Source organism: Candidatus Effluviviaceae Genus I sp. (assembly GCA_016867725.1).
GTDB lineage: Bacteria > Joyebacterota > Joyebacteria > Joyebacterales > Joyebacteraceae > VGIX01.
The window spans coordinates 1-10,431 of sequence record VGIX01000046.1; the positions used below are offsets into that span (position 1 = coordinate 1).

The following is a 10,431-nucleotide window of genomic DNA, read 5'->3' on the forward strand; positions in this document are numbered from 1 at the left end:
TCCGATGTCCGGAGCTGGGCGAAGCGCGCCGGGCACGAGCTCGTCTCGGTCGAGAACGACGGGAGCGTGTTCCGGTTCCTCATCAGAAGGAAGGCATAGGTGCGACCATGACGGAGAAGAAGCGCATTCTCTACGTGCAGACCTCGGGCGTCGACACGCCCGAGAGAACCTACGCGCCGCTCGTCCTCGCGACGGCCGCGGCGGCGATGGGCGTTGACGCGACCGTGTACTTCCTCGGCAAGGGCGTCACGATCGTGAAGACGGGGGAGGCCGACCGCATCAGGCTGGGCTCGTTCCCGTCGCTCGCGGAGGTCCTGAAGCGCGCCGCCGACGCCGGGGTGAAGCTCGCGGTGTGCGACCAGAGCACGCAGATGCTGGGGCTTTCGCGCGGCGACTACGTGGGCGCGTGCGACGTCGTGGGCGCCGCCACGCTGAATGACCTTGCGCTCGACGCCGACGCTGTGCTCTCCTTCTAGGTGCGCTCCGCGGAGCGCTCTCGAAGGAGGGCTTGATGACCACGAAAGGCTTCCTCGACTACCAGTCCGGCTCGCCCGCTGACCCGCGCGTCGTCGAGGCGATGCTCCCCTACATGACCGAGCGGTTCGGGAACCCGTCGTCGCTCCACTCCGCGGGAGACCCGGCGCGCGAGGCGCTCGATGCGGCGCGGCGTCAGGTCGCGGCGCTCGTCGGCGCCGCCCCGGAGGAGATCGTCTTCACCTCGGGCGCGACGGAGGCGAACAACCTCGCGATCAAGGGCGCGGCGCTGCGCCCGAAGGGGAGGGGGCGTCACGTCGTCGCGTCGGTCATCGAGCACCGCTCGGTCGTCACGCCCCTCAAGTACCTCGAGCGCAGCGGGTTCGAGGTGACCTTCGTCGGCGTGGACCGCGAGGGGTTCGTGAGCCCGGCCGACGTCGCGGCGGCCATCCGCCCTGACACGGCGCTCGTGACCGTGATGACGGCCAACGGCGAGATCGGGACCATCGAGCCGGTGGGGGAGATCGCGTCGGCTGTGAAGGAGAGGGAGCCGGGCGTGCTCTTCCACACCGACGCCGTCGCCGCCGAGGCGTGGGTGCCTCTCGACCTCTCCACACTCCCGCTCGATCTCGTCGCGCTCTCGTCGAACGACATCTGCGGACCGAAGGGCGTGGGCGCGCTCTACATCAGGAAGGGCGTGCGCGTCGAGTCCGCGATCCACGGCGGCGGGCAGGAGCGGGGGCTCCGCTCGGGCACCGAGAACATCCCCGGCATCGTCGGCTTCGGGAAGGCCGCCGAGATCGCGCGCGTCGAGATGTCGTCGGACGCCGCCCGCGCGCGGGCGCTCCGCGACCGCCTGCTCGACGGCATCCTGGGCGCCATCCCGGACACGGCGCTCAACGGCCCGCGCGAACGCAGGCTCCCGAACAACGTCAACGTCCGCTTCGCGTACATCGAAGGAGAGAGTCTCATCCTGTCGCTCGACGCCGAGGGCATCCAGGCCTCGACGGGGTCGGCGTGCTCGGCGAAGACGCTCGAGCCGTCGTACGTGCTGCTCGCCACCGGCGTGAAGCACGAGGAGGCGCACGGGTCGCTCCAGCTCACGCTCGGCCGGTGGACGACCGATGAGGATGTGGACCGCGTCCTCGATGCGCTCCCGCGCATCGTGAAGCGGCTCCGGGACATGTCGGCGTTCCGGCCGGGGATGTCCTACGACAAGGGGAGCTTCCGGCACGAGGAGCACGACAAGCGCACGGATGAGTGAGCGGCTATTCATGAATACTCGCGTGCTGTCCCCTGCTCCACGGCCCATCCCTCGCATACTCAGCGAGACATCGGTCCCGCACGACGCCCTGCCATGCCTCAGCGATTGACCCACCGATGGCCCTCAGGCTACAATGTCCCGATTATCGGTTGCACCCCGTGAGGGGCCGCGGCCCGCTGTGGTGTCGAAGGCCATCACCACCACGAAGAGGGGAGATCCACGCATGGTCACACGAGCCATCGCGCCCGCCATCTGCGTCCTTGCGGCGTCCGCGGCGGTGCTGCTCGGAAGCTCGGTCGCGCTCGCTGCGCCGACCTTCTACGGCTACATCAAACTCGACGCGTCCCTGGACTCCGCGAAGACCGACAAGGGCGACTACGCCTTCATCGTGCTGCCCTACGTCGGGGAGGAAGCGGACGACGAGTTCAACATGACGGCGAACCAGACGCGCCTCGGCATGAAGTTCGACGCGGCCGAGGGCGAGCGGTTCCCGGTGTCCGGGCGAGTCGAGATCGACTTCTACGGGGGAGGCGCCGAGAACAAAGCCAACCCGATGATGCGGCAGGCGTACCTCGAGATGACGTTCCCCGCCTTCGAGGTGCTCGCCGGCCAGACCGCCGACCTCATCTCCCCGCTCAACCCGACGACCCTGAACTACGTCGTCCTGTGGAAGTCAGGCAACACGGGCTACCGCAGGCCGCAGATCCGGCTCACGAAGGCTGTCTCGCTCGCCGACGCGGGGAAGCTCACCCTTGCCGCCAGCGCGAACCGGAACATGGGACGCGACGAGAACGGCGAGGACTTCGGGCAGCCCTCATGGCAGGGCAGGGTCGGTTACAGCCGGAAGCTCTTCGGCGACAGGAGCCTGACGGTCGGCGTGTCCGGCCTCTACGGCAAGGAGTCGGACGCCGACGACTGCGAGTTCGAGAGCTCGGCGATCGTCGTTGACGCGACGATCCCGCTCGGCGAGAAGATCACGGTCATGGGCGAGTACTTCAGCGGGAGGAACCTCGGCGTGTACCTGGGCGGCGTCGGGCAGGGCATCGCGGTGCAGCCGCCGTACGAGTCGTCGCGCTCGCGCGCGGAGATGGCCGAGATCGAGGCGAGCGGCTGGTGGGGTCAGCTGGCCGTCCAGCTCGCGGCGGACATCGCGGTCAACGTAGGCGCCGGCTGGGACGATCCGACGCTGCCGGTGTGGGCGGCGGCGGACGCCATCGAGAAGAACACCACCTACTACGGCAACGTCATCTGGAGCGCCACCACCTCCTCGTACATCGGCTTCGAGTACGCGAAGATGGAGACGGAGTACGCAGGCTCGGGAGACGACACGCCGGCGTACGAGAACACCAGGGTCCAGCTTTCTGTAGGCTACAGGTTCTAGATAGCGCAGGACTCGAAAGGAGAGCGACATGGCGGAGACCAAGAAGGACATCCAGGTGCTGCTGGCCGAGAAGCGCGTGTTCGACCCGCCGAAGGAGCTGGTCGAGAAGGCCAACGTAACGGCCTGGATGAAGAAGCATGGGCTCAACACGCTCGACGAGCTGCTCGCGAAGTGCCAGGACATCGAGTGGTACTGGGGCGAGATGGCCAAGGAGCTCCTCGAGTTCTACAAGCCGTACGACAAGATCCTCGAGTGGGACGCGCCGTGGGCCAAGTGGTTCGTCGGCGGCAAGTACAACATCGCGCACGACGCCCTGGACCGCCACATGAAGACGGCGACCAAGGACAAGATCGCCTACATCTTCGAGGGCGAGGACGGCCAGACGAAGACCTGGACCTACGCCGACATGTACCGCGAGGTCAACAGGCTCGCGAACGCCATGAAGAGCCTCGGCGTGAAGAAGGGCGACAGAGTCGGCCTCTACATGCCGATGGTCGTCGAGCTTCCCATCGCGATGCTCGCCTGCGCGAAGATCGGCGCCATCCACTCGGTCGTGTTCTCGGGCTTCAGCCCGACGGCGTTCGCCGAGAGGATGCAGGACTGCGAGGCCGTGCTCGCCATCACGAGCGACCAGTTCTGGCGCCGCGGCACCAAGGTCCAGCTCAAGGAGCAGACGGACCAGGCTCTCAAGAACGCCCCGACCGTGAAGAACCTCATTGTCCACAAGCGCATGGGCGACCCGGTGGCGTGGACGCAGGGCCGCGACCACTGGTGGCACGAGATCTGCGGCAAGCAGTCCGACGAGTGCCCGACCGAGCAGCTCGACGCGAACGACCTCCTCTATATCCTCTACACGTCCGGCACGACGGGCCGCCCCAAGGGCATCCAGCACGCGCACGCGGGCTACGCGGTCGGCACGGCCGCGACCCTGAAGTGGGTCTTCGACCTCAAGCAGGACGACGTGTGGTGGTGCGCCGCGGACATCGGCTGGGTGACGGGCCACAGCTACATCGTATACGCGCCGCTCATCCTCGGCGCGACCTCGCTCCTGTACGAAGGCGCGCCGGCGTTCCCCGAGGCCGACCGCTGGTGGGCGATGATCGAGAAGCACAAGGTCTCGGTTCTCTACACGTCCCCGACGGCCATCAGGGCGCACATGCGACTCGGCGAGGAGCACCCCGAGAAGCACGCGATGCAGTCCCTGCGGCTCCTCGGGTCGGTGGGCGAGCCCATCAACCCCGAGGCGTGGATCTGGTACCACACCCACGTCGGCAGGAAGCGCTGCCCGATCATGGACACGTGGTGGCAGACGGAGACCGGGCACTTCTGCATCACGCCGCTCCCGATCACCTCGCTCAAGCCGGGCTCGGCGACGAAGCCCTTCCCCGGCATCGCCGCGAAGGTGTACAACGAGGAGGGCCAGCCGATTGTCAGCGCCGGCGGCAACCTCGTCCTCCAGAAGCCGTGGCCGGGGATGCTCCGCGGTCTCTACAAGAACCCCGACCGCTACAAGAGCACGTACTGGAGCAGGTACAAGGACACGTACCTGGCCGGCGACGTCACGCGGCAGGACGAGGACGGGTACTTCTGGATCCAGGGTCGCGCCGACGACGTGTTGAACGTCGCGGGCCACCGGATCGGGAACTCGGAGGTCGAGTCGGCGCTCGTCAGCCATCCGAAGGTCGCCGAGGCGGCCGTCATCGGGAAGCCGGACGAGGTCAAGGGCGAGGCGCTGGCCGCGTTCGTCGTGCTCAGGGCGGGCGTGCAGCCCAGCGAGGAGCTTCGGAAGGAGCTCCGCGAGCACGTCGGCGTGGAGATCGGCAAGATCGCGAGGCCGGACTACATCGGGTTCGTGCACGATGTTCCGAAGACGCGTTCGGGCAAGATCATGCGCAGGGTCATCCGCGCGAAGGCGCTCGGCGAGGCCGTCGGCGACATCTCGACGCTCGCCAATCCCGAGGCGGTGGAGGAGATCGGGAAGGCCCACTAGCGTTGGTTCCGCGGGCGGCGGGCAGCTCCGAAGGGGGCTGCCCGCGTCCGCGTCCGGAGGCTTCGGCGCGGCGGGCCCGCGGGGGTCCCGTCTCAGCCAAGGAGGCGCGATGGCAGGGGAGAAGACGTTCAATCGCTGGATGATCGTGCTCGGCGCCATCCTCATCCAGCTCTGCCTGGGTGGGATCTACATCTGGAGCGTCTTCCGCAAGCCGCTCGAGAAGGCGATCACGGAAGGGGGCCTGGGACTCACGACCAGCCAGGCGACGCTGCCGTTCTCGCTCGTGCTCATCTTCTTCGCGCTCGCCACGATCGTCGGAGGACGCTGGCAGGACAAGGCCGGTCCGCGGCTCGTCGCGACGGTCGGAGGCGTCCTGCTCGGGCTCGGCATGCTCATCGCCGCGTTCGGGAAGTCGTTCCCGATGCTCGTCATCGGCTACGGCGTCATCGGCGGCATCGGCATCGGGTTCACCTACGTCTGTCCGATCTCGACCGGCATCAAGTGGTTCCCCGACAAGCGCGGCCTCATCACGGGCCTCGCGGTCGCCGGGTTCGGCGGCGGCGGGCTCATCCTCGCGCCCATCGCGAGGAGCCTCATTGACGGCGTCGGCATCTTCAACACCTTCGCTACGCTCGGCGTCGTCTTCCTCGTGGTCGTGGTCGCCGCCTCGATGCTCCTTCGGAACCCGCCGCAGGGCTACGCGCCCGCCGGGTGGACGCCGCCGGCGACCTCCCAGATGACGAAGGAGTCGTTCTCGACCGCGCAGATGCTCAGGAGTCCGCAGTTCTACCTCGTCTGGGTGATGTACCTCTTCGGCTGCTTCGCGGGCCTCATGATCATCGGCCAGACGTCGCCCATCGGGCAGGAACTCGCCGGGCTCTCCGCCGCGACGGCGGCCGGGGCGGTCATGCTCCTCGCCATCTTCAACGCGTTCGGGCGCATCTTCTGGGGCCGCGTCTCCGACGCGCTCGGCCGGATGAAGACGGTCTTCCTCATGTACCTCATCGCGGGCATCGCGATGCTCCTCTACAACGTCATCCCCGGGTTCCCGCCCTACTACTGGATCGGCGTCTCGCTCGTCGGGCTGTGCTTCGGCGGGTTCCTGGCGCTCTTCCCCGCGGTCACGGCCGACTTCTTCGGCACGAAGAACATCGGCGCGAACTACGGGTTCGTGTTCATGGCCTACGGCGTCGGCGGGCTCTTGGGTCCGCTCTTCGCGGCTAGAGTGAAGGAGGCGACGGACGGCTACACGCTCGCGTTCATCGTCACCGGCGTCCTCTGTCTGATCGCCGCGGGCATCACGTTCGCGACGAAGCCGCCCAAGCTCGCGGCGAGGGCCTAAGCCGCGTCGCAACGCGCGGTACGATGCACGAACCCCCGGCCGCAACACCGGGGGTTCTTCTTGCTGGTGCGCGGGGCGCCGGCGTGGCCGCGACGCTACTCCGTCCTCGCCGCCGTCACCTCCCCGCAGGAGTCCGTGTGCATGATCTCGCGGATCTCCGCGGGCCTGCGTGTCCGCGCGAGCGCCCACATGAGCTTCGTCACGATGCACTCCATGCTCATGTCGTACGCCTCGATGGCGCCGAGTTCGAGCGCCCGCCTGCCGACCTCGTAGCGCCCCATCCGCGTCGCCCCCTCGAGGCACTGGCTCGTCACGACGACGGGCACGCCCAGCGCGGCCGCGCGCTCCAGGACCTCGAGGTGGTGCGCGGCGAAGTTGCCCGTGCCGTACGCGCGGAGCACGAGCGCGCCGATGCCCGTCCCGAGGATGTCGAGGATGGACGCGGGCGAGCGCCCCGGGAAGAGCGTCGAGACGATGACGCTCGGGTCGAACCCCTTCTCGACGCGGAGCGGCCGGTCGTGGCGGCGCCTCGCGGTTCGGTGGACGCGCAGGTCCACGCGGATCTCGCCGAGCGGCGGGCTGTTCGCGGACTGGAACGCCGCGAGCTTCGACTCGGAGACCTTCGTCGCCCGCGCGCCGAGGATGATCTCGCGGTCGAAGACCACGAGCACGCCGGCGACGTCGCTCGTCGCCACGCGGACAGCGTTGACGAAGTTCCTTCGGGCGTCGGTCTCGATGAACCTCCCGGGGATCTGCGCTCCCGTGAGCACGACGGGCTTGCCGAGGTCACGGAGGCCGAATGAGAGCGCGCTCGCGGTGTAGGCCATCGTGTCGGTGCCGTGGGTCACGACGAATCCGTCGTACGCGTCGTAGCGTGTCTCGATCTCGTCGATCATGCGGTCCCAGTGGGCGGGCGTGACGTCGGCGCTGTCGATGTTGTCCACGTAGAGGATCTCGATCTGGGCGACGTCCGCGAGGCGCGGCTCCAAGGAAAGGAGGTTGTCAACGGCGCGCTCGCGCGGCGGGACCCGCCAGACGCCGTGCTCGCTCTCCTCCATGACGAGCGTGCCGCCGCAGAAGAGCACCAGGATGTTCATCGAGTCCTCCTCGCGCTGGGACCGACGGAATACTACCACACCGGGCCCCTTGACGGTTCACGGGCGCGGTGCTATCGTGCCGCCGCGCTCACTGGTTGACCGGTCCTGTTCAGGAGGTGCGTGATGGGCGAGTTCGCCGAACGGCAGACGGGGGCGGGCGGGTCCGAGTCCGCGGGCATCAGGGACATCGCGAAGCCCCTCTTCGAAGCCAAGGGGTGGATGAAGTTCCTCGGCGTGCTGATGATCATCTACGGCGCGCTCGTGGCCTGCACGCTCGTCGGCATCGTCTTCGCCTGGATACCCATCTGGCTGGGCATCCTGCTCTTCTCCGCCGGGACGAAGGCCAACGAGGCGTTCCGAAGCGGGAACGCAGCGGAGCTCGTCGCGGGCCTCGGGAAGATCAAAACGTTCTTCATGATCTACGGCATCCTCGCGCTCATCGGCGTCGCAGTGACGATCATCATGATGCTGGTCTGGGGCGCCACCATCTTCGCGCTCGTGGCGGGCGGCGGGATCGAGGCGCTCAAGGGGCTGCCGATGTAGGGGGAGATGCCGGGAGCCTGAGGGCTCCGGCAGCAGGCACGGGGCCGCCTGGGTGACTCGGCGGCCCCATTCTTTCCCCTTGACGCCTGCACATGTGTGCAGTAGGTTGGTGCACAGATGGGCAGTGCACCACGGGGCGCCGCGACCCGCGACGGGTGGCGCGACATCCGGGCGAGGGGGGATCCATGAAGAACGACCTCACGACCATCCAGGGGAAGATCCTCGACTTCATCACGCAGACCATCCGGGAGCGCGACCGCTCGCCGACGATCCGCGAGATCGGCGAGCGGTTCGGTATCGCCTCGACGAACGGGGTGCGCTACCACCTCTCGGTCCTCGAAGAGAAAGGGTACATCAAACGCGAACCCGGCATCTCGCGGGGCATCGTGTGGCGCGAGCACCATCCGCGCGGCGCGACGGCGCGAAGCGGCGTCGAGATCCCGCTCGTCGGTCACGTCGCGGCCGGCCGCCCGGTCCTCGCGGTCGAGAACGTCGAGGGCGTGCTCGCGGTGGACGAGATGTTCGCCGCCTCGAAGGACTGCTTCGCGCTCCGCGTGCGCGGCGACAGCATGAAGGACGCGGGCATCGTGAGCGGGGATGTGGTCATCGTGAGCCCGCAGCCGTCGGCGCGGAGCGGTGACATCGTGGTCGCGCTCCTCGACGACGAGGCGACCGTGAAGCGCTACGTCTCGCAGCGGGGAAGCGCGGTCCTCCGGGCCGCGAACCCGGCGTACGAGGACATCGAGCTCGCGCGTCGGAGCGACGCGCGCGTGCTCGGCAAGGTCGTAGGACTCATGAGGAAGATCTAGCGACACGGAGGTGACACGATGAGCGACACGACAAGGCGCGCGGCTGGCCGGTTCATCTCGCAGGCTCTTTCGTACACGGCGGTCCTCATCCTGCTGCTCTCGGCGCTGCTCGTGCTGAGCGACCCGGCGCCGGCGGAGGGCGCGGAGCCGGGCGGGGCGTCCGCGGGCAGCGCAATCTCCCTTCCTGCTCCGGCACTCAAGGGAACGCTCTCGGTCGAGGAGGCCATCGCCGCGAGGCGTTCGGTCCGCTCGTTCGGCGAGGCGCCCCTCACGCTCGGTCAGCTCTCGCAGCTCCTCTGGGCCGCGCAGGGCGTCACGGACGAGTCCTCGGGGCGCAGGGCTGCGCCGTCGGCGGGCGCGAAGTATCCGCTCGAGGTCTTCGTGGTCGCGGGCAGGGTCGAGGGGCTCCCGGCGGGCGTGTACCGGTACGTTCCGAAGGGGCACACGCTCACGCTCGTGAAGCGGGGCGACGTCCGCGACGCGCTCTCGGCGGAGGCGCTCTCGCAGGCGTGCGTCCGGTCGGCGCCGGTGAGCCTCGTGATCGCCGGCGTGTACGCGCGGACGAGGGCGAAGTACGGGGAGCGCGCCGAGCGGTACGTTCACATGGAGGTGGGCGCCGCGGCCGAGAACGTCTATCTCGAGGCCGAGAGCCTCGGACTTTCGACCGTGTTCGTGGGCGCGTTCTCCGACGGCGGCGTGAAGAGCGTCGTGGGAACGGGCGACGCCGAGCCCCTGGCCATCCTGCCGATCGGAGCGAAGCTATGACGAACCGCAGCGCCCCCCGCGACGGCACCGACCCGACCGTCCACGAGATCAACGAGTCGGTCACGGTGCTCACGAAGTTCAGCGGCGGCCGGATGGACCCGCTCCGGTTCAAGTGGAACAGCCGCGTGTTCGACGTCGCGAGGGTGAACGGGAAGTGGGAGGAGCGCGAGGGGCAGTTCAAGCTCCACTACTTCGCGGTCGTGACGAAGGAGAACGATTACTACGAGCTCGTATACAACACCCGCACGATGGGCTGGACGCTCGTGCGGACGGATCTGGATGGTTGAGGGAGTGTGAGATGCCCGAGCTCCCGGAGGTCGCGTCGCGCGCGAAGGAGATGCAGAAGCTCCTCGTGGGGAAGACCATCGCCGGCATCGAGGTGCTCCAGCCGAAGTGCCTGAACGTCTCCGCCGCGAAGTTCAAGAAGGCGCTCGAGGGCGCGCGCATCGAGAGCGTCACCTACCACGGGAAGTGGCTCTTCACGAAGACCACGAAGGGATACCTCCTCATCAACATGGGCATGGGCGGCGACATGCTCCTCGTGGACAGGAAGGCCATTCCGGAGAAGCGCCGCGTCGCGTTCCTGTTCAAGGACGGGGCCGCGCTCTCCCTGAGCTTCTGGTGGTTCGGCTACGTGCACTACGCCGCGGACGGCAAGCTCGACAAGCACACGATGTCGGCGAAGCTCGGACCGAACGTGGTGGACGTGACGAAGGCGCAGTTCCGGGAACTCGTGCGCGGCCGGAAGGGCACGGTGAAGTCGTTC

The 10,431-nt window shown here is 68.1% G+C and carries 12 protein-coding genes; 11 read left to right on the top strand and 1 reads right to left on the bottom strand.

Annotated features, from left to right (window positions below):
* From FJY74_08425 to FJY74_08450, 6 genes are all read left to right on the top strand, one after another.
* Positions 1–99, top strand: a 99-nt coding sequence (locus FJY74_08425; protein ID MBM3308337.1) for a sulfurtransferase TusA family protein, incomplete at its 5' end; no start/stop codon positions are given.
* A gap of 8 nt (positions 100–107) precedes the next feature.
* Positions 108–476: a DsrE family protein gene (locus tag FJY74_08430; protein ID MBM3308338.1), complete on the top strand. Its 369-nt coding sequence runs from the start codon at positions 108–110 to the stop codon at positions 474–476.
* A 35-nt stretch (positions 477–511) separates the two neighbouring features.
* A complete protein-coding gene (locus FJY74_08435) occupies positions 512–1,738 on the top strand; it encodes a cysteine desulfurase (GenBank protein ID MBM3308339.1) in 1,227 nt (408 codons plus the stop codon).
* A gap of 223 nt (positions 1,739–1,961) precedes the next feature.
* Positions 1,962–3,119 carry a hypothetical protein gene (locus tag FJY74_08440; protein MBM3308340.1) on the top strand — a complete coding sequence of 386 codons (1,158 nt, stop codon included), beginning with the start codon at positions 1,962–1,964 and terminating at the stop codon, positions 3,117–3,119.
* 28 nt (positions 3,120–3,147) lie between these two features.
* Positions 3,148–5,109 carry an acetate--CoA ligase gene (gene acs, locus FJY74_08445; GenBank protein MBM3308341.1) on the top strand — a complete coding sequence of 654 codons (1,962 nt, stop codon included), beginning with the start codon at positions 3,148–3,150 and terminating at the stop codon, positions 5,107–5,109.
* 109 nt (positions 5,110–5,218) lie between these two features.
* Positions 5,219–6,451 (top strand): OFA family MFS transporter, encoded by a 1,233-nt coding sequence (locus FJY74_08450; GenBank protein MBM3308342.1) that lies wholly within the window; start codon positions 5,219–5,221, stop codon positions 6,449–6,451.
* Positions 6,452–6,546: 95 nt separating this feature from the next.
* Here the strand turns inward: FJY74_08450 and FJY74_08455 are convergent, their stop codons facing one another.
* Positions 6,547–7,548, bottom strand: coding sequence for an asparaginase (locus FJY74_08455; GenBank protein MBM3308343.1), 1,002 nt, complete (start codon positions 7,546–7,548; stop codon positions 6,547–6,549).
* A gap of 123 nt (positions 7,549–7,671) precedes the next feature.
* Between FJY74_08455 and FJY74_08460 the strand changes: the two genes are divergently transcribed.
* From FJY74_08460 to FJY74_08480, 5 genes are all read left to right on the top strand, one after another.
* The gene (locus tag FJY74_08460) at positions 7,672–8,091 is read left to right on the top strand and encodes a DUF5362 domain-containing protein (GenBank protein ID MBM3308344.1); all 420 of its coding nucleotides are present in this window, start codon (positions 7,672–7,674) and stop codon (positions 8,089–8,091) included.
* A gap of 185 nt (positions 8,092–8,276) precedes the next feature.
* Positions 8,277–8,900 (top strand): transcriptional repressor LexA, encoded by a 624-nt coding sequence (lexA, locus tag FJY74_08465; GenBank protein MBM3308345.1) that lies wholly within the window; start codon positions 8,277–8,279, stop codon positions 8,898–8,900.
* 18 nt (positions 8,901–8,918) lie between these two features.
* Positions 8,919–9,665: a SagB/ThcOx family dehydrogenase gene (locus FJY74_08470; GenBank protein ID MBM3308346.1), complete on the top strand. Its 747-nt coding sequence runs from the start codon at positions 8,919–8,921 to the stop codon at positions 9,663–9,665.
* Entirely contained in the window at positions 9,662–9,952 is a 291-nt protein-coding gene (locus FJY74_08475; GenBank protein MBM3308347.1) for a hypothetical protein, read from the top strand. Before FJY74_08470 ends, FJY74_08475 begins: the two co-directional genes overlap by 4 nt.
* Before the next feature lie 11 nt (positions 9,953–9,963).
* A partial coding sequence (locus FJY74_08480) for an Fpg/Nei family DNA glycosylase (GenBank protein ID MBM3308348.1) occupies positions 9,964–10,431 on the top strand: 468 nt, incomplete at its 3' end.

Coding starts and splice junctions, on each gene's coding strand:
- lexA (MBM3308345.1), top strand. CDS start 8,277: ATGAAGAACGACCTCACGACCATCCAGGGGAAGATCCTCGACTTCATC.
- FJY74_08455 (MBM3308343.1), bottom strand. CDS start 7,548: ATGAACATCCTGGTGCTCTTCTGCGGCGGCACGCTCGTCATGGAGGAG.
- FJY74_08470 (MBM3308346.1), top strand. CDS start 8,919: ATGAGCGACACGACAAGGCGCGCGGCTGGCCGGTTCATCTCGCAGGCT.
- FJY74_08450 (MBM3308342.1), top strand. CDS start 5,219: ATGGCAGGGGAGAAGACGTTCAATCGCTGGATGATCGTGCTCGGCGCC.
- FJY74_08440 (MBM3308340.1), top strand. CDS start 1,962: ATGGTCACACGAGCCATCGCGCCCGCCATCTGCGTCCTTGCGGCGTCC.
- acs (MBM3308341.1), top strand. CDS start 3,148: ATGGCGGAGACCAAGAAGGACATCCAGGTGCTGCTGGCCGAGAAGCGC.
- FJY74_08460 (MBM3308344.1), top strand. CDS start 7,672: ATGGGCGAGTTCGCCGAACGGCAGACGGGGGCGGGCGGGTCCGAGTCC.
- FJY74_08475 (MBM3308347.1), top strand. CDS start 9,662: ATGACGAACCGCAGCGCCCCCCGCGACGGCACCGACCCGACCGTCCAC.
- FJY74_08435 (MBM3308339.1), top strand. CDS start 512: ATGACCACGAAAGGCTTCCTCGACTACCAGTCCGGCTCGCCCGCTGAC.
- FJY74_08430 (MBM3308338.1), top strand. CDS start 108: ATGACGGAGAAGAAGCGCATTCTCTACGTGCAGACCTCGGGCGTCGAC.